At 56.2% G+C, this 15681-nt stretch carries 28 protein-coding genes; all 28 read right to left on the reverse strand.

What is annotated here, in order from left to right; genetic code table 11:
• Window positions 1-4: 4 nt before the first annotated feature.
• The 28 genes from rpsM to creB all read right to left on the reverse strand — a co-directional run bounded on the left by rpsM (window position 5) and on the right by creB (window position 15571).
• A complete protein-coding gene (rpsM, locus tag GYK42_RS00310; RefSeq protein WP_046681666.1) occupies window positions 5-370 on the reverse strand; it encodes a 30S ribosomal protein S13 in 366 nt (121 codons plus the stop codon).
• 14 nt (window positions 371-384) lie between these two features.
• Window positions 385-498, reverse strand: a complete 114-nt coding sequence (rpmJ, locus tag GYK42_RS00315) for a 50S ribosomal protein L36 (RefSeq protein ID WP_010394471.1) — start codon at window positions 496-498, stop codon at window positions 385-387.
• Window positions 499-540: 42 nt separating this feature from the next.
• The gene (gene infA / locus GYK42_RS00320; protein ID WP_005663428.1) at window positions 541-759 is read right to left on the reverse strand and encodes a translation initiation factor IF-1; all 219 of its coding nucleotides are present in this window, start codon (window positions 757-759) and stop codon (window positions 541-543) included.
• 18 nt (window positions 760-777) lie between these two features.
• The gene (gene secY / locus GYK42_RS00325; RefSeq protein ID WP_010394438.1) at window positions 778-2112 is read right to left on the reverse strand and encodes a preprotein translocase subunit SecY; all 1335 of its coding nucleotides are present in this window, start codon (window positions 2110-2112) and stop codon (window positions 778-780) included.
• A 32-nt stretch (window positions 2113-2144) separates the two neighbouring features.
• Window positions 2145-2576, reverse strand: coding sequence for a 50S ribosomal protein L15 (gene rplO / locus GYK42_RS00330; RefSeq protein ID WP_034753211.1), 432 nt, complete (start codon window positions 2574-2576; stop codon window positions 2145-2147).
• Between the two features lie 30 nt (window positions 2577-2606).
• On the reverse strand, window positions 2607-2786 hold the full coding sequence (gene rpmD, locus GYK42_RS00335) for a 50S ribosomal protein L30 (RefSeq protein WP_010394435.1): 180 nt from the start codon (window positions 2784-2786) through the stop codon (window positions 2607-2609).
• Window positions 2787-2796: 10 nt separating this feature from the next.
• Window positions 2797-3315, reverse strand: coding sequence for a 30S ribosomal protein S5 (gene rpsE / locus GYK42_RS00340; RefSeq protein WP_010394433.1), 519 nt, complete (start codon window positions 3313-3315; stop codon window positions 2797-2799).
• 9 nt (window positions 3316-3324) lie between these two features.
• On the reverse strand, window positions 3325-3687 hold the full coding sequence (gene rplR, locus GYK42_RS00345; RefSeq protein WP_010394431.1) for a 50S ribosomal protein L18: 363 nt from the start codon (window positions 3685-3687) through the stop codon (window positions 3325-3327).
• A 13-nt stretch (window positions 3688-3700) separates the two neighbouring features.
• Window positions 3701-4234, reverse strand: coding sequence for a 50S ribosomal protein L6 (gene rplF / locus GYK42_RS00350; RefSeq protein ID WP_166445917.1), 534 nt, complete (start codon window positions 4232-4234; stop codon window positions 3701-3703).
• A 10-nt stretch (window positions 4235-4244) separates the two neighbouring features.
• Window positions 4245-4640 carry a 30S ribosomal protein S8 gene (gene rpsH / locus GYK42_RS00355; protein ID WP_034753208.1) on the reverse strand — a complete coding sequence of 132 codons (396 nt, stop codon included), beginning with the start codon at window positions 4638-4640 and terminating at the stop codon, window positions 4245-4247.
• 14 nt (window positions 4641-4654) lie between these two features.
• Window positions 4655-4960, reverse strand: coding sequence for a 30S ribosomal protein S14 (gene rpsN / locus GYK42_RS00360; RefSeq protein ID WP_010394423.1), 306 nt, complete (start codon window positions 4958-4960; stop codon window positions 4655-4657).
• 2 nt (window positions 4961-4962) lie between these two features.
• Window positions 4963-5502 carry a 50S ribosomal protein L5 gene (gene rplE, locus GYK42_RS00365; protein ID WP_010394421.1) on the reverse strand — a complete coding sequence of 180 codons (540 nt, stop codon included), beginning with the start codon at window positions 5500-5502 and terminating at the stop codon, window positions 4963-4965.
• Between the two features lie 6 nt (window positions 5503-5508).
• Window positions 5509-5823, reverse strand: a complete 315-nt coding sequence (gene rplX, locus GYK42_RS00370; RefSeq protein ID WP_034753204.1) for a 50S ribosomal protein L24 — start codon at window positions 5821-5823, stop codon at window positions 5509-5511.
• Window positions 5824-5832: 9 nt separating this feature from the next.
• On the reverse strand, window positions 5833-6201 hold the full coding sequence (gene rplN, locus GYK42_RS00375) for a 50S ribosomal protein L14 (RefSeq protein ID WP_008444317.1): 369 nt from the start codon (window positions 6199-6201) through the stop codon (window positions 5833-5835).
• 253 nt (window positions 6202-6454) lie between these two features.
• On the reverse strand, window positions 6455-6727 hold the full coding sequence (rpsQ, locus tag GYK42_RS00380) for a 30S ribosomal protein S17 (protein ID WP_010394415.1): 273 nt from the start codon (window positions 6725-6727) through the stop codon (window positions 6455-6457).
• Entirely contained in the window at window positions 6724-6915 is a 192-nt protein-coding gene (gene rpmC, locus GYK42_RS00385) for a 50S ribosomal protein L29 (RefSeq protein ID WP_010394412.1), read from the reverse strand. Before rpmC ends, rpsQ begins: the two co-directional genes overlap by 4 nt.
• 12 nt (window positions 6916-6927) lie before the next feature.
• Window positions 6928-7347, reverse strand: coding sequence for a 50S ribosomal protein L16 (rplP, locus tag GYK42_RS00390; RefSeq protein ID WP_034753201.1), 420 nt, complete (start codon window positions 7345-7347; stop codon window positions 6928-6930).
• Window positions 7348-7349: 2 nt separating this feature from the next.
• Window positions 7350-8174: a 30S ribosomal protein S3 gene (gene rpsC, locus GYK42_RS00395; protein WP_034753199.1), complete on the reverse strand. Its 825-nt coding sequence runs from the start codon at window positions 8172-8174 to the stop codon at window positions 7350-7352.
• Window positions 8175-8183: 9 nt separating this feature from the next.
• A complete protein-coding gene (rplV, locus tag GYK42_RS00400; protein WP_170840583.1) occupies window positions 8184-8516 on the reverse strand; it encodes a 50S ribosomal protein L22 in 333 nt (110 codons plus the stop codon).
• The gene (gene rpsS / locus GYK42_RS00405) at window positions 8513-8788 is read right to left on the reverse strand and encodes a 30S ribosomal protein S19 (RefSeq protein ID WP_008444295.1); all 276 of its coding nucleotides are present in this window, start codon (window positions 8786-8788) and stop codon (window positions 8513-8515) included. Before rpsS ends, rplV begins: the two co-directional genes overlap by 4 nt.
• A gap of 10 nt (window positions 8789-8798) precedes the next feature.
• Entirely contained in the window at window positions 8799-9626 is an 828-nt protein-coding gene (gene rplB, locus GYK42_RS00410) for a 50S ribosomal protein L2 (protein ID WP_034753198.1), read from the reverse strand.
• Window positions 9626-9943 (reverse strand): 50S ribosomal protein L23, encoded by a 318-nt coding sequence (rplW, locus tag GYK42_RS00415; protein ID WP_010394398.1) that lies wholly within the window; start codon window positions 9941-9943, stop codon window positions 9626-9628. The genes rplB and rplW overlap by 1 nt, the downstream gene beginning before the upstream one ends.
• Window positions 9940-10560: a 50S ribosomal protein L4 gene (gene rplD, locus GYK42_RS00420; protein WP_166445918.1), complete on the reverse strand. Its 621-nt coding sequence runs from the start codon at window positions 10558-10560 to the stop codon at window positions 9940-9942. The genes rplW and rplD overlap by 4 nt, the downstream gene beginning before the upstream one ends.
• A 3-nt stretch (window positions 10561-10563) precedes the next feature.
• The gene (gene rplC, locus GYK42_RS00425) at window positions 10564-11220 is read right to left on the reverse strand and encodes a 50S ribosomal protein L3 (protein WP_010394393.1); all 657 of its coding nucleotides are present in this window, start codon (window positions 11218-11220) and stop codon (window positions 10564-10566) included.
• Window positions 11221-11521: 301 nt separating this feature from the next.
• On the reverse strand, window positions 11522-11716 hold the full coding sequence (locus tag GYK42_RS00430) for a hypothetical protein (RefSeq protein ID WP_046681665.1): 195 nt from the start codon (window positions 11714-11716) through the stop codon (window positions 11522-11524).
• A gap of 193 nt (window positions 11717-11909) precedes the next feature.
• Window positions 11910-13325 carry a cell envelope integrity protein CreD gene (creD, locus tag GYK42_RS00435; RefSeq protein ID WP_166445919.1) on the reverse strand — a complete coding sequence of 472 codons (1416 nt, stop codon included), beginning with the start codon at window positions 13323-13325 and terminating at the stop codon, window positions 11910-11912.
• A gap of 90 nt (window positions 13326-13415) precedes the next feature.
• Window positions 13416-14837, reverse strand: coding sequence for a two-component system sensor histidine kinase CreC (creC, locus tag GYK42_RS00440; RefSeq protein WP_166445920.1), 1422 nt, complete (start codon window positions 14835-14837; stop codon window positions 13416-13418).
• A complete protein-coding gene (creB, locus tag GYK42_RS00445) occupies window positions 14834-15571 on the reverse strand; it encodes a two-component system response regulator CreB (protein WP_166445921.1) in 738 nt (245 codons plus the stop codon). The genes creC and creB overlap by 4 nt, the downstream gene beginning before the upstream one ends.
• Window positions 15572-15681: the final 110 nt, after the last annotated feature.

Consider the following 15681-nt stretch of genomic DNA (forward strand, 5'->3'; position numbering starts at 1 on the left):
CGGATTATTTTTTCAGCGATTGAGCGGCTTTACGCGGTCCCTTGCGGGTACGTGCGTTCGTACGCGTACGCTGGCCACGGCAAGGCAGACCCTTACGATGACGCATGCCGCGGTAGCAACCCAGATCCATCAAACGCTTGATGTTCATGGACAGTTCACGACGCAGATCGCCTTCGACGATGAATTTACCTACTTCATCGCGCAGCTTTTCCAGTTCGCTGTCATCCAGATCTTTGATCTTTTTGTTGGTTGCTACACCGGTCGATGCACAGATTTTCTCTGCGCGTGGACGGCCCACACCGTAGATGGCCGTCAGGCCGATAACGGTATGCTGATGATTTGGGATATTAACCCCTGCAATACGTGCCATTTGTTATTCCTCGATTAACCTTGACGCTGCTTGTGACGTGGTTCCACGCAGATAACGCGGACTACGCCTTTGCGCTTGATGATCTTGCAGTTGCGGCAGATCCGCTTGACTGATGCGAGAACTTTCATTTTTGGGCTCTTTCTTTCGCTTCTTTGGTTTGATTCAGTGTGTTACTTGGTACGGAACACAATGCGGGCTCGGCTCAGGTCATACGGCGTTAACTCCACCGTCACCTTGTCTCCAGGGAGAATGCGAATATAGTTCATCCGCATTTTACCTGAAATATGCCCGAGCACCACGTGTCCGTTCTCCAGCTTCACTCGAAATGTTGCATTTGGGAGATTCTCAAGAATCTCGCCCTGCATCTGTATGACGTCGTCTTTTGCCATTCGGTATGTTTACCGCGCTTAACGCGTCGGAATTCCGCCCTTGAAATTTGCTTTGCGCAGCAGCGAATCATATTGCTGCGACATCACGTAGTTCTGTACTTGCGCCATGAAATCCATGGTGACAACTACAATAATCAATAAAGAAGTACCGCCGAAATAGAATGGTACTTTCCACTGGGCTTGCATAAATTCCGGCAATAAACACACCAGGGTGATGTAGACTGCGCCGGCAAGTGTCAAGCGTGTCAGGATCTTGTCGATGTAACGGGCTGTCTGCTCGCCTGGACGAATCCCGGGAATGAACGCACCGCTTTTCTTCAAGTTATCCGCTGTTTCCTTGCTGTTAAAGACCAGCGCTGTATAGAAGAAACAGAAAAACACGATCGCCACTGCGTACAACAGCGCATGGATAGGCTCACCAGGCCCCATCGATGCTGCCAAATCTTTCAAGAACCGCACCGCAGGGTTAGCGTTGTCGGCGCCCTTTGAAAACCAGTCCACGATAGTGGCCGGGAACAAGATGATCGAAGAAGCAAAGATCGGCGGGATCACGCCGGCCATGTTCAGCTTCAACGGCAAATGGCTGGTTTGACCGCCATAAATCTTGTTGCCTACCTGGCGCTTCGCGTAATTGACCAATATTTTGCGCTGACCACGTTCAACGAATACAACGAAGTACGTTACCAGTGCTACCAGGATCACGATGAAAATCGCGCTGAAGCTGCCGATCGAACCATTCGACACCTGAGTGAACAAGCCACCCAACGCCGACGGCAGACCTGCTGCAATCCCGGCAAAAATGATGATCGAGATGCCATTCCCCAAGCCACGCTCGGTAATTTGCTCACCCAACCACATCAAAAACATTGTTCCGGTCAACAAAGTGACGACCGTCACGAAGCGGAATGCAAGACCAGGTTCCAACACCAGACCAGCTTGCGACTCCAGTGCGACTGCAATGCCTAACGCTTGGAACAGTGCCAGGGCAACCGTGAAATACCGGGTGTACTGGGTGATCTTGCGACGACCTGCTTCGCCTTCTTTTTTCAACGCTTCCATCTGCGGTGACACGATCGACAGCAATTGCATGATGATCGAGGCCGAGATATAAGGCATGATACCCAGCGCAAACACTGTAAAACGAGACAAGGCACCGCCCGAGAACATGTTGAACATGCCCAGGACGCCGCCTTCGTGCTCCTTGAACAGCGAGGCTAATTGTGTCGGGTCAATCCCGGGAACCGGGACGTGAGCACCGATACGATAAACCACCAATGCGCCAAGCAAAAACCAGAGCCGTCCCCAAGGGAAACCGGCCGCTGCACTTTTAGCAAGTTGTGGATTAGTCGCCAATTTTCGCTCCGATCAAGCTGTTAGCGGTCAACTCAGGCTACCGAGCCGCCGGCTGCTTCGATGGCTGCTTTCGCGCCAGCGGACACTTTCAAGCCCTTCAAATTCACCGCTTTGGTGATTTCGCCGGACAAGATCACGCGCACGTCACGGGCCAACACGCCCAGAACGCCAGCTTGCTTCAAGACCAGAATGTCGACATCGCCAACAGCCAGGTTGTTCAGATCGGACAGGCGCACTTCAGCTTTGAAGGTTGCGTGCATCGATTTGAAACCGCGCTTAGGCAGACGGCGTTGCAGAGGCATCTGACCGCCTTCGAAACCGACTTTATGAAAGCCGCCCGAACGCGATTTCTGACCTTTGTGACCACGACCCGAGGTTTTACCCAGGCCGGAGCCGATACCGCGACCGACGCGACGCTTGTAGTGCTTAGCGCCTTCGGCTGGTGCAATAGTATTCAATTCCATGATTTGCTCCGTTCGTGTAAGCCCGAAGGCTTACCCGACAACTTTAACGAGATACGATACTTTATTGATCATGCCGCGTACGGATGGGGTGTCTTGCAATTCGGAAACCGAATTTACACGACGCAGACCCAGACCGCGCACGGTAGCGCGATGCGATTCGCGCGTACCGATCAAGCCCTTGACCAATTGCACTTTGACTGTGTTTGTCATTTTGTCCACCTTAAGCCAGAATGTCTTCGACCGACTTGCCGCGTTTGGCAGCGATATCGGAAGCAGTGCTCATTTTCGACAGGCCGTCCAGCGTAGCGCGTACCAGGTTGTATGGGTTGTTCGAACCGGTGGATTTCGCCACCACGTCCGTCACGCCCATCACTTCGAAGATAGCGCGCATTGCGCCACCAGCGATAACGCCAGTACCAGGCTTAGCTGGGTTCATCAGGACCTTGGAGGCGCCGTGACGACCAACAACCGTGTGATGCAAGGTACCGTTTTTGAGCGGTACTTTGATCAGGTTGCGACGGGCTTCTTCCATTGCCTTCTGCACGCCAACTGGCACTTCTTTCGATTTGCCCTTGCCCATGCCGACGCGGCCATCGCCATCACCAACTACGGTCAGCGCGGCGAAACCCATGATACGACCACCCTTGACCACTTTGGTCACGCGGTTGATCGCGATCATTTTTTCGCGCATGCCATCATCCGGCTTGTCGCTTTGCATTTTTGCTTGCATTTTTGCCATGATTGATCCTTAGAACTTCAGACCGGCTTCGCGTGCGGCTTCTGCCAACGCTTTCACACGGCCGTGGTAACGGAAACCGGAGCGGTCAAACGCAACTTCGGTAATCCCTGCTTTCAACGCTTTTTCAGCGACGCGCTTGCCGATCAAGGCTGCAGCAGCGGCATTGCCGCCTTTGCCGGATTGGCCTGCCAGTTCAGCGCGAACTTCCGCTTCAGCCGTCGAGGCCGAAACCAGGACTTTAGCGTCCGGGCTGATCAGGTTGGCGTAAATGTGCAGGTTGGTGCGATGCACCGACAAGCGATTTACTTTCAATTCCGCAATCTTGATGCGGGTTTGGCGTCCGCGGCGAAGCCGTGATTCTTTCTTATCCATCGTCAGCCCCTAATTACTTCTTCTTGGTTTCTTTAAGCTTAACCACTTCGTCCGCATAGCGAACGCCCTTGCCTTTATACGGCTCAGGGGAGCGGTAAGCACGAACTTCAGCGGCTACCTGGCCAACCTGTTGACGGTCGATACCTTTAATCAGGATCTCGGTCGGGGTTGGTGTTGCGCAGGTAACGCCGGCTGGCATGTCATGCACTACAGGGTGCGAGAAACCCAGGGACAGATTCAACTTGTCGCCTTGAGCTTGCGCCTTGTAACCCACGCCTACCAGGTTCAGCTTTTTCTCGAAACCCTTGGTGACGCCAACAACCATGTTGTTGACCAGTGCGCGCAGCGTGCCGGACATGGCATTGGCTTCGCGGCTTTCGTCAGCCACGTCGAAACTCAGGGTTCCTGCATTGTTTTCCACTTTGACCTGGCCGGTAAGAGCCTGGGAAAGTACGCCCAGCGGGCCTTTTACGGTGATCGCTTGTGCGGAGATGGCGACTTCGGCGCCAGCTGGCACTACGATAGGCATTTTAGCTACTCGAGACATGTGTAACTCCTTAAGCCACGTAGCAAATAACTTCGCCGCCGACACCGGTAGCGCGTGCTTTGCGGTCAGTCATGACGCCTTGCGGAGTCGACACGATCGCCACACCCAAGCCATTCATCACAACAGGGATCTCGTCTTTACCCTTGTAGACGCGCAGACCCGGACGGGACACGCGCTCCAAGCGCTCAATGACGGGACGGCCAACATAATACTTCAAACCGATTTTCAGTTCCGCTTTGCCACCAGCTTCGGCAACAGCGAAATCTTCAATGTAACCCTCGTCCTTCAGGACGCTGGCAATCGCAATTTTGACTTTCGACGATGGCATGGCCACGGTCGTCTTTTGCACGCCTTGTGCATTGCGAATGCGGGTCAGCATATCGGCGATAGGATCGCTCATACTCATTGCATATTCTCCTATTACCAGCTTGCTTTTGTCATACCCGGAATTTCACCACGCATGGCGAATTCACGGAGCTTGATACGACCCAGACCGAATTTACGGAATGTGCCGCGCGGACGACCAGTGATGGCGCAACGGTTACGTTGACGCGTCGGGTTCGAGTTACGTGGCAGCGCCTGCAGTTTCAGGCGAGCTTCGTAGCGCTCTTCTTCCGATTTCGATTGGTCATCGACGATGGCCTTGAGAGCTTCGCGCTTAGGGGCGAATTTCGCCACCAGGTCAGCACGCTTGATCTCACGATTAATCAGTGACAGTTTGGCCATGATCAGTTCCTGAAAGGGAATTTAAAGGCGGCGAGCAAAGCTTTGGCTTCGTCATCGGTCTTAGCGGTTGTCGTGATGCTGATATTCATACCGCGCAACGCGTCAATCTTGTCGTATTCGATTTCAGGGAAAATGATCTGTTCCTTGACACCGATGTTGTAGTTGCCACGACCATCAAATGCACGGCCGTTCACACCACGGAAATCGCGTACGCGCGGCAGAGCCACGGTAATGAAGCGATCCAGGAACTCGTACATGCGAGCGCCGCGCAGGGTGACCATCGTACCGATCGGGTAACCTTCACGGATTTTGAAGCCTGCGATCGCTTTGCGGGACTTGGTGGTCACTGGCTTCTGGCCGGCGATCTTGGTCAAGTCAGCAACTGCGTGCTCGAGAACTTTTTTATCCGCGATAGCCTCACCAACACCCATGTTCAGGGTGATCTTGGTCAGGCGTGGAACTTCCATTACCGACTTGTAACCAAACTTGCTGGTCAGGTCGGCAACGACTTTTTCTTTATAGAATTCTTGGAGACGTGCCATGATTTCTTAAGCCTTCACTACTTCGCCGGAGGATTTAAAGATGCGAACTTTCTTGCCGTCCACTTCTTTGAAACCCACGCGATCTGCCTTGCCAGTCGCTGCATTAAACAATGCAACGTTGGACACGTGAATTGGCATGGTCTTATCGACGATACCACCAGTTACGCCAGTCATCGGGTTTGGCTTAGTCGCTTTTTTAGCGATGTTAATGCCGTCAACCACGATATGTTCAGCATCGATACGCTGCTGTACCACACCACGTTTGCCCTTGTCTTTCCCGGTCAGAACGATGACTTCGTCGTTTTTACGAATCTTATCCATTACGACTCCTTACAGGACTTCCGGTGCCAGGGACACGATTTTCATGAACTTCTCAGTACGCAGTTCGCGTGTGACAGGTCCAAAAATACGGGTACCGATCGGTTCCAGCTTGGCGTTCAACAGAACGGCGGCGTTGCCGTCGAACTTCACCAGGGAACCGTCTTGGCGGCGAACACCTTTAGCGGTGCGCACAACCACGGCGTTATAAATTTCACCTTTTTTGACACGGCCACGTGGCGCAGCAACCTTAACGGTTACCTTGATCACATCGCCAATGCCAGCATAACGGCGCTTGGAGCCGCCCAATACCTTGATGCACATTACTTCTTTGGCACCGGTATTGTCAGCCACTTCGAGCCGGCTTTCAGTTTGAATCATAGTATTCTCTTTCCCAACTTAAGCCGAAGAATCCACACAATGTAGACCCACGGTCAGTCTTGGTCCCGCCAGAGCCGCCCTGCTGGGCTTCACTGTTTGGGTGCATGACCTTCATACATCAACTGACCGCGAATGCTACTGTCTGTGGCCAGACACTTTGCGGCGTTACATGAACGAAGCCCGCAAGTATTACATACAATTTGCGGGCCTGCAAGTACTAATTAAAACCCACCGCCGAAACGGTGGTTTTTATTTAAACGGTTGGTGCGGCTTGAACCACACGTGTCACCGTCCATGCCTTCGTTTTGGAGATCGGGCGACCTTCCTGGATCTCGACCGTGTCACCGGCCTTGACTTGGTTGGTCTCGTCATGCGCGTGATACTTGTTCGAGCGCATGATGATCTTGCCATACAAAGGATGTTTTACGTGGCGCTCGATCAGAACGGTAACGGTCTTGTCCATCTTGTCCGAAACCACTTTACCGATCAGCGTGCGCTTGAGCGACTGTTTCACTGGTTCGTTCATTTGGCTTCCTTCAGATTCATTACCGTCTTCACACGCGCGATATCGCGGCGTACCTTCTTGAGCTGCGAAGTGTTGCTCAGCTGCTGCGTAGCGATTTGCATGCGCAGGCCGAACTGTGCCTTCAACAGGTCATTCAGCTCTTTTTGCAGAGCTGGCTGGTCCTTGCCGCGGAGTTCAGATGCTTTCATATACAACTCCAATTATTGGCCGACTTGGCGGATGACAAACGTCGTCGCCAGTGGCAGTTTAGCGGCGGCAAGACGGAATGCTTCCCGTGCCAGCGCTTCATCAACGCCATCCATTTCGTACAGTACTTTGCCTGGCTGAATTTCAGCGACGTAGTACTCAGGATTACCCTTACCGTTACCCATACGGACTTCAGCCGGTTTGTTCGAAATCGGTTTGTCCGGGAAAATACGGATCCAGATACGGCCACCGCGCTTGATGTGACGCGTCATTGCACGACGCGCCGCTTCAATTTGACGCGCAGTGATACGACCGCGCGCAACTGCCTTCAGACCGAATTCGCCAAACGACACGGCGGTGCCGCGGCTGTGCGAAATACCGGTATTACGGCCTTTCTGCTCTTTACGATACTTTCTGCGTGCTGGTTGCAGCATGATTATTCTCCTGCTTTCTCAGCTGGTGCTGCTGCGGCGGCCGGTTTAGCGGCGGTACGCACACGTGCACCTGGTGCTGTGGATGGTTTCGCACCGGCACCGGCTGGACGTGGACGGCCAGCTGGCTTGCCATCGTCACGGCGTGGGCCGCGGCTTTTCTTCTCGTCAGCTGGGGTATCGATGACTGGTGCATCGCCGTTAGGCGCGCGGTCACCTTTGTATACCCACACCTTGACACCGATGATGCCGTAGGTGGTCGAGGCTTCGCTGGTACCGTAGTCGATATCGGCGCGCAGGGTATGCAGAGGCACGCGGCCTTCGCGGTACCACTCTTTACGCGCGATTTCGATACCGTTCAGACGGCCGGACGACATGATCTTGATACCGAGAGCACCCAGGCGCATTGCATTTTGCATTGCACGCTTCATGGCGCGGCGGAACATGATCCGTTTTTCCAGCTGCTGAGCGATCGAATCGGCGATCAGTTGCGAGTCGATTTCTGGCTTGCGAATTTCTTCGATGTTCACGTGAACAGGTACGCCCATGATCTTGGTCAGCGCCGACTTCAGTACTTCGATGTCTTCGCCTTTTTTACCAATGACCACGCCTGGACGCGAGCTGTAGATCGTGAAGCGCGCGTTCTTGGCTGGGCGCTCGATAACGATGCGGCCAACGGAAGCGTTCTTCAGTTTCTTTTTCAGGTAAGCACGTGCTTTCAAGTCTTCGTTCAGCATGGCAGCGAAATTACCGTTGCCTGCATACCAGCGCGAAGCCCAGTTACGGGTGACCGCCAGACGGAAACCGGTTGGATGAATTTTCTGACCCATCGTGGCTCCTTAGTTACCGACAGTCACGTAAACGTGACAGGATTGTTTCGAAATACGGTCGCCACGGCCTTTTGCACGCGCGGTGAAGCGCTTCAGGACGGGGCCCTTTTCGACGTAGATCGTTTTCACGAACAATTCGTCGATGTCCGCACCATCATTGTGCTCGGCATTCGCAATAGCGGATTCCAGAACGCGTTTGATGATCGCAGCACCTTTTTTCGGGCTGAATTGCAAGATGTTGAGTGCAGCGTCAACTTTCTTGCCACGGATCAGGTCAGCAACCAGGCGGCCCTTTTGGTCCGACAGGCGCACACCTTTGAGGATAGCTTTAGTTTCCATTATTTCTTAGCCTTTTTGTCAGCTGCATGGCCCTTGAACGTACGGGTCAGTGCGAATTCGCCGAGCTTGTGACCAACCATGTTTTCGGAAACATAAACCGGCACGTGCAGCTTGCCGTTATGAACCGCGATCGTCAGGCCGATAAAGTCAGGCATGATTGTCGAACGACGCGACCAGGTTTTGATTGGCTTTTTGTCTTTGGCTGCTTGCGCGGCTTCAACTTTTTTCACCAGGTGGGCGTCACAGAACGGCCCTTTTTTCAATGAACGTGTCATGTGCTACCCCTTATTTCTTGCCGCGGCGCGAGACGATCATGGAAGTAGTACGCTTGTTGCTGCGTGTCTTCTTACCCTTAGTCTGTTGGCCCCAAGGCGAAACTGGATGACGACCAGCTGCTGTTTTACCTTCACCACCACCGTGCGGGTGATCGACCGGGTTCATGACCACACCGCGAACGGTAGGACGAACACCGCGCCAGCGCATCGCACCAGCTTTACCGATTTTACGCAGGCTGTGCTCGGCATTGCCGACTTCACCAACCGTTGCACGGCACTCGATGTGCACGCGACGTACTTCACCCGAGCGCAGACGCACTTGAGCGTAGGTACCTTCACGTGCCATCAGCACAACGCCAGCGCCGGCGGTACGTGCCATTTGGGCACCTTTACCTGGCAGCATTTCGACGCAATGCATCACGGTACCGACTGGGATGTTACGGATTGGCAAGCAGTTACCCGATTTGATCGGTGCTTCCGAACCGTTCATCACGCTGTCGCCAACGGCCATGCCTTTGGTTGCGATGATGTAGTGACGTTCGCCGTCGGCGTAGCACAACAGAGCGATATTCGCGGTGCGGTTTGGATCGTATTCGATACGTTCCACTTTCGCTGGAATACCATCTTTGGTGCGCTTGAAGTCGATCAAGCGGTAGTGTTGCTTATGACCACCACCGATATGACGGGTGGTGATGTGACCGTTGTTGTTACGACCAGCGGTCTTGGATTTCTTTTCAACCAGGGCTGCGAACGGACGACCTTTGTACAGGTCGGCATTCACAACCTTTACCATGCCGCGACGGCCTGGCGAGGTTGGTTTCATCTTAACGAGTGCCATTATGCAGCCTCCTCGGAGAAGTTGATTTCCTGGCCAGGCTTCAGGCACACGAAAGCACGCTTGGTATGGTTACGACGACCGTTGAACTTGCCGGTGCGTTTCTGCTTACCTTCGCGGTTTGCAGTTTGCACGGACAGAACTTCAACCTTGAACAGCAGTTCGACCGCTGCCTTGATTTCAGGCTTGGTTGCATCCGGCAGTACGCGGAATACAATTTGCTCGTTCTTTTCCGCGACCATGGTGGCCTTTTCGGAAATCACGGGCGCCAACAGCACCTTCATCAAGCGTTCTTCGCTATGTTTCAAAATCGCGCTCATGCCAGCATCTCCTCAATCTTGGCCAATGCAGCTTTGGTGACCAGGATCTTCTTGTAGAACACCAGGGACATCGGGTCTGCGTGACGTGGCTCAACGACGAGTACGTTAGGCAGGTTGCGCGATGCCAGTTCCAGGTTTTCGTTCAGAACGTCGGTGATGATCAGAACCGAATCAAAGCCCAGGCCGTTCAATTTTTGCGACAGCAGCTTGGTTTTTGGCGCGTCGATCGTCAGATCGTCGATGACGATCAGGCGCTCTTCGCGAGCCAGCTGCGACAGGATCGAGCAGATACCTGCGCGATACATTTTTTTGTTCACTTTGTGGGTGAAGTTTTCGTCAGGCGAGTTCGGGAAAATCCGACCACCGCCGCGCCACAGTGGCGACGACGACATACCAGCACGAGCGCGGCCGGTACCTTTTTGGCGCCATGGCTTTTTCGTCGTGTGGTGAACTTCTTCACGGTCTTTTTGCTTGCGGTTACCGCTACGTGCATTCGCTTGATAAGCGATGACGACTTGGTGGATCAGCGCTTCGTTGTAGTCACGGCCGAAAATTTCATCGGCAGCAGCAACATTCGAGCCAGCTTGACCTTGCGCATTCAGAAGCTTGAGTTCCATCGTTTAAGCTCCTTTCTTGGCTTTGGTTTTGATGGCTGGCGAGACAACTACCTGGCCATTTTTCGCACCTGGAATCGCGCCTTTGACCAGCAACAGCTGACGGTCGGCATCGATACGGGCGATCACGAGGTTCTGGATCGTACGGTTAACGTCACCCAGATGACCGGTCATGCGCTTACCAGGGAAAACGCGACCTGGATCTTGTGCCATACCGATGGAACCTGGAACGTTATGCGAACGCGAGTTACCGTGCGTTGCACGGCCAGAAGCGAAGTGGTAACGTTTGATAACGCCTGCATAGCCTTTACCGATGGTAACGCCTTGCACGTCGATCTTTTGACCGACTTCGAACAGGGAAGCAGCGACAACATCGCCAGCTTTCAGTTCAGCGGCTTTGGCAGCGTCGACACGGAACTCTTTCAACAGAGTACCGGCTTCAACACCAGCTTTAGCGTGATGACCAGCAACAGCTTTGGTCACGCGGGAAGCGCGACGTTGACCGAATGCGACCTGAACAGCGGAGTAACCATCTGTTTCAGGGGTTTTGATTTGCGCAACACGGTTGTTCGATACGTCCAACACGGTGACAGGAATCGAATCCCCTTCATCCGTGAAAATGCGCATCATACCAACCTTGCGACCGAGAAGGCCTAGGCTCATTTTTTCTCCATTCCCACCTGCGATTGGGCGGGGCTTGTTTAACTACAAAGTAACGTAGGACTCAAAAAAGACGAATCCATACCGAAGCCGGCTAGTATATAGCACAAAAACCCTTGACGCAACAAGTTAACACGAGGTATGTCAAAGTGTTGCGCGACGCCCCTGCGGGAGTTGTTCAGCGCCGTCCACAATTGACCGCCCCCCGGCGCAAAGCCGCCATCCATGCGCCTTGGCGCCACAAAAAAAGGCGCGGACAGGGCTGGTGCCCTGTCCGCGCCCATGCGCCATGCCAGCCGCTGGTCTAGCCGTTGCAGCGTTCCAGGCAGTGCTGCATCAGCTCACGGCAAATCGGGCTGCCGCCGAGCGAATTGGTGCAGCCGACATAACTGCTGTCGCAGCGCGAACGGCATTGCGACACATCCTCGCTCGTGGCGGCATACGCATAGCCGGCACTCAGGCCGCAGGCAAAGAGGAAAAAAGCCAGTTTCTTGATCATGGTGCTATCTCCAGTTTTTTATCAGTGGGAATGGAAGGTCTTGCCAAGCGGCGGCAGGCCATCCTGCCCGCCACCGCCCTACTACACCGCTACGCCGCCGCACAGAGTCCCATGCTTTTTGGCATTTAACACCAAAGAGTACCGTAAACAATACCAACTTAAAACCACTTATTTACTAAATGAGCAATGTTTTTCATTCGCCGCCCGGATCAGCCAGCGTATTTGCTGCCTCCCCCTTGCCCACCTGATACCAGTCCACCTTGCGTGTCACCACCATGATGGCCGCCAGCACAGCGAACAGCAGGATGCTGCCCATCACCAGCGCATTGTTTTCCGAGCTCAGCAGGCCGTACAGGGCGCCATACAGCATGGTCAGCGCGACGCCGAAGCCTATCCCGCGCCAGGCATTGCGCAGCACATGCGCCAGGTAAAAGCTGGTCAGGGCAATACAGGCGGCGCTGGCGATCAGGTAGGCGGCCAGGAAGGCGATGTGTTCGGCCAAGCCCACCAGCAGCAGGAAGAAGATCACCAGCGACAGGCCCACCAGCAAGTACTGCACCGGGTGGATCGGCAAGCTCTTCAGGATCTCGAAGATGAAGAAGGCGGCGAACGTCAGCGCCACGAACAGCAAGCCATATTTGGTGGCGCGGTCCGACTGCGAGTACACATTGACGGGCTCGATGAAGCCGACGCTGAAACGGTCCACCTGGCCCAGCGGCGCGCTGTCGGGGACCTTGAACTCGCCCTCAATCGTGCTCAGCTGCGTTTGCGCATTACTGGCCAGGGAAGAGATATCCCACTCGACCTGAAAGCCATCGGCATTGATCTGGCGGTGTTTCGGCGACGGCAGGAAGCGGCCGCCAAACTGCGGATGGGGCCAGTTCGACTTGATGCTGATCTGGCTGTTTTTCGCCACCGGCACGAAATGCTGGCGTTCGATGCCGTCCAGGCCCAGGTCAAAGCTGAATTTCACCTGTTGCGCCTGCGCCAGCGGCATGGCACCCAGTGGCGCGTGCAGGCCGCTGCGGAAGGCAAACAGGTCGGTGCCCTGTTCGAACTCGATCTGGCGCCCGCCCCAATCGATTTTCGGGATATTGCGGATGCCGCGCACGTCCTCGATGGACAAGGCAACAAACGGCTGGCCCAGAGTCACGCGCGCGTCCGGCGTCTTGCGCGGCAACTGCTCAAGACTCGGTACCGTGAAGTCGCCCTTGAACGCATGCTGGCCGCTGTACACCAGCACCTGGTGGATGCCACGGTAGCGGCGGTCGGTCTCGATGGTGCCTTCCTGCAGTAAAAAGTTCGGGTACACCAGCAAGCGGCGCTGCATGATGCGGCGCTGCACCTGTGTCTGCGCCGGCGCGCTGCCTTTCTGGTCCTTGTCGGCGGCAATCTCGACGCGCTCGTCATACTGCTCCACATACGGGATCACGAGGATGGGCCCAATGATGGTTTGTTCGCGCACCGAATCGGCGGCGATGCTGTTGACGGCTTCCTGGCGGAATTCCATCCGCTCCTTGATCGTTTCCTGGATCATCAGCAACGGCAGGCCGATCAGCAGCATCAGGCCAAACACGATCAATGCTTTGACGAATAAAGTTTTTTGCATGGCGCATCCTTGAAGTAAGGGGGCCAGTGTAAAAAACCCATATGCGCTGACTATGCGCTGCGTGTGAAGTCGGCAAATAAAGTCAAACAATTAAGCCAGCGGCAGGCACAGGCGCGCGCAGGCGCCACCCTCCGCATGATTGAGCACCTCGACCGTGCCGCCATGCAACGAGGCCACTTCGCGCACGAAGGGCAGGCCCAGGCCCGTGCTCTTGCCGGCGGCCGGGCGCGGCAGGGAATAAAAACGTTCGAAGACGCGCTCGAGCGCATACGCGGGGATGCCCGCGCCGCGGTCGCGCACGGCAATTTCCAGCTGGCCGGCCTGGCGTCGCGCCGTCAGGTCGATGCAGCTGCCGGGCGGCGCAAAGCCGGCCGCGTTGTCGAGCAGGTTGCCCAGCGCCTGGCGCAGCAACAGCGCGTCACCGGCCACACTCGCCTCGTCCGCCTGAAGCTGCAGGCGCACGCCGCGCGCCGCCAGCGTGGCGGCCGCGTCCTGCGCCACTTGCGCCAGCAGCGGCCCCAGCGCGATGCGTTCGGGGTGATCCAGGCGCTGCTGCTTTTCCACGCGCACGAGGGCCAGCAGCTTGTCGATCAGTTGCCGCTGGCGCGCATTCTGTTCCAGGATACTGGCGAGGAACCGGCCCCGTTCGGCCGGCGGCATGTCTTCCTGCAGCAGCTCGGCCGAGGCCTGGATGGCGGCGATCGGGCTTTTCAATTCATGCGCCAGAGTATGCATCAGCTGCTCCACATATTCCTTGCCTTCCAGGCGCGTGCGCATCGCTTCGAGCGCCCTTCCCAGTGTGCCGATCTCGTTCTTGCCCAGCGCCGGCAGCGCCACCTTGCGCCCCGCTTCCACGTCGCCGATATAGTGCATCAGCTTGCCCAGCACATGGTGCAGCCACCAGGCGAACGCCAGGCCGATCAACAGCGACAGCAGCAACAGCACGGCGCCGCGCTGCAATATCTTGCGCTGGCTGCGCTCAACGAACGCCTGCACGCTGGCATTCGGCTTGGCCACCGTCAGCACGCCAATCACCTCATTGCCGTCGCGAATCGGCGCGGCCACGTGCATCACCGTCGACATCTCGTCGTCGGGCCGGCTGCGCGTGCTGCGCGCGCCATACTTGCCCTGCAAGGTCAGATAGACGTCATTCCAGCGCGAATAGTCGCGCCCCACGTCGCGCCCGCTGGAATCGAACAGCACGATGCCACGCCGGTCCGTGATGGTGATGCGGTAATCGAGCGTGCGCTTGCGCACGCCATTGATATTGACGTCCACGCCATGGCGCGCGTAATCCTGCATGCGTTCGGCCACGGGCGACTGCACCAGCGTGCCCGCCTTCACGTCGGGCGCCACCAGGCTGGCCAGCAGTTGCGAGGTATCGACCAGCGTGTCTTCCAGGGTCGAGCGCACGCCTGGCTTGACCTGTTCCATGAAGACATTCAGCAGGAACCACGCGGCCAGTCCCACGATCAGGAAGTAGCCGAGCAGGATGCGCAGGCCGATCTTCATGCGCCGGCCAGGCTGTAGCCGAGGCCACGGTGGGTGTGGATGGGGTCAACCTGCGCATCGACGACGCGCAGCTTGGCGCGCAGCGATTTGACGTGCGCGTCGACGGTGCGCTCGAGCGTATCGGGTGCCCCGCTCCACACGCGCTCCATCAACTGCGCGCGCGACAGCACGTGGCCCGGATGCTCGAGCAGGGTCTTCAGCAGCAAGTATTCATAGCGGGTCAGGTCCAGCGGCTGGCCGTGGAACAGCACGCGCGCCTCGAGCGCGCGCAACTCGAAGCGCGCCGGCGCGGTCGCGGCCGCCGTGACGGCAGCGGCTATCGTCATGCCAGTCTCGCGGGGTACCTGAGCGACACCGGCGCGGCGCAAAATGACGCGGATGCGCGCCACCAGTTCGCGCGGCGAAAACGGTTTGGTGACGTAATCGTCGGCGCCGATTTCCAGGCCGACGATACGGTCGATCTCGTCGCTGCGGGCCGTCAGGAAGATGACGGGAATCTCGGAAAACTGGCGCAGGCGGCGGCACACTTCCAGTCCGCTCATGTCGGGCAAACCCACGTCGAGCACCACGAGAACGGGCATCTGCGCGGCTTCGCCGGGCGTTGGGCGCAGCGCGGCCAGGGCGTGTTCGCCCAGCATCACATGGCGCGGCGTAAAGCCGTCCGTGCGCAAGGCATAGGCGATGCTGTCGGCAATCGCCTGTTCATCTTCCACGATCAGGACAGTCTTGGACATGGCGGCGGCACGCATTAATGGACAAGCCCGGAGTATCCCTGAAGCACGCAAGCGGCGTCAATCGCGTGCGCTGGCGAAAAGCCACCCACCCCAAAAAACTTATAGTATAT

Origin of the sequence: Janthinobacterium lividum, from assembly GCF_011601275.1 — a bacterium.
In the GTDB taxonomy this organism is placed as follows: domain Bacteria; phylum Pseudomonadota; class Gammaproteobacteria; order Burkholderiales; family Burkholderiaceae_D; genus Janthinobacterium; species Janthinobacterium lividum_E.

Coding starts and splice junctions, on each gene's coding strand:
- rpsM (WP_046681666.1), bottom strand. CDS start 370: ATGGCACGTATTGCAGGGGTTAATATCCCAAATCATCAGCATACCGTT.
- rpmJ (WP_010394471.1), bottom strand. CDS start 498: ATGAAAGTTCTCGCATCAGTCAAGCGGATCTGCCGCAACTGCAAGATC.
- infA (WP_005663428.1), bottom strand. CDS start 759: ATGGCAAAAGACGACGTCATACAGATGCAGGGCGAGATTCTTGAGAAT.
- rplO (WP_034753211.1), bottom strand. CDS start 2,576: ATGGAATTGAATACTATTGCACCAGCCGAAGGCGCTAAGCACTACAAG.
- rpmD (WP_010394435.1), bottom strand. CDS start 2,786: ATGACAAACACAGTCAAAGTGCAATTGGTCAAGGGCTTGATCGGTACG.
- rpsE (WP_010394433.1), bottom strand. CDS start 3,315: ATGGCAAAAATGCAAGCAAAAATGCAAAGCGACAAGCCGGATGATGGC.
- rplR (WP_010394431.1), bottom strand. CDS start 3,687: ATGGATAAGAAAGAATCACGGCTTCGCCGCGGACGCCAAACCCGCATC.
- rplF (WP_166445917.1), bottom strand. CDS start 4,234: ATGTCTCGAGTAGCTAAAATGCCTATCGTAGTGCCAGCTGGCGCCGAA.
- rpsH (WP_034753208.1), bottom strand. CDS start 4,640: ATGAGTATGAGCGATCCTATCGCCGATATGCTGACCCGCATTCGCAAT.
- rpsN (WP_010394423.1), bottom strand. CDS start 4,960: ATGGCCAAACTGTCACTGATTAATCGTGAGATCAAGCGTGCTGACCTG.
- rplE (WP_010394421.1), bottom strand. CDS start 5,502: ATGGCACGTCTCCAAGAATTCTATAAAGAAAAAGTCGTTGCCGACCTG.
- rplX (WP_034753204.1), bottom strand. CDS start 5,823: ATGGATAAGATTCGTAAAAACGACGAAGTCATCGTTCTGACCGGGAAA.
- rplN (WP_008444317.1), bottom strand. CDS start 6,201: ATGATTCAAACTGAAAGCCGGCTCGAAGTGGCTGACAATACCGGTGCC.
- rpsQ (WP_010394415.1), bottom strand. CDS start 6,727: ATGAACGAACCAGTGAAACAGTCGCTCAAGCGCACGCTGATCGGTAAA.
- rpmC (WP_010394412.1), bottom strand. CDS start 6,915: ATGAAAGCATCTGAACTCCGCGGCAAGGACCAGCCAGCTCTGCAAAAA.
- rplP (WP_034753201.1), bottom strand. CDS start 7,347: ATGCTGCAACCAGCACGCAGAAAGTATCGTAAAGAGCAGAAAGGCCGT.
- rpsC (WP_034753199.1), bottom strand. CDS start 8,174: ATGGGTCAGAAAATTCATCCAACCGGTTTCCGTCTGGCGGTCACCCGT.
- rpsS (WP_008444295.1), bottom strand. CDS start 8,788: ATGACACGTTCATTGAAAAAAGGGCCGTTCTGTGACGCCCACCTGGTG.
- rplB (WP_034753198.1), bottom strand. CDS start 9,626: ATGGCACTCGTTAAGATGAAACCAACCTCGCCAGGCCGTCGCGGCATG.
- rplW (WP_010394398.1), bottom strand. CDS start 9,943: ATGAGCGCGATTTTGAAACATAGCGAAGAACGCTTGATGAAGGTGCTG.
- rplD (WP_166445918.1), bottom strand. CDS start 10,560: ATGGAACTCAAGCTTCTGAATGCGCAAGGTCAAGCTGGCTCGAATGTT.
- rplC (WP_010394393.1), bottom strand. CDS start 11,220: ATGAGCCTAGGCCTTCTCGGTCGCAAGGTTGGTATGATGCGCATTTTC.
- GYK42_RS00430 (WP_046681665.1), bottom strand. CDS start 11,716: ATGATCAAGAAACTGGCTTTTTTCCTCTTTGCCTGCGGCCTGAGTGCC.
- creD (WP_166445919.1), bottom strand. CDS start 13,325: ATGCAAAAAACTTTATTCGTCAAAGCATTGATCGTGTTTGGCCTGATG.
- creC (WP_166445920.1), bottom strand. CDS start 14,837: ATGAAGATCGGCCTGCGCATCCTGCTCGGCTACTTCCTGATCGTGGGA.
- creB (WP_166445921.1), bottom strand. CDS start 15,571: ATGTCCAAGACTGTCCTGATCGTGGAAGATGAACAGGCGATTGCCGAC.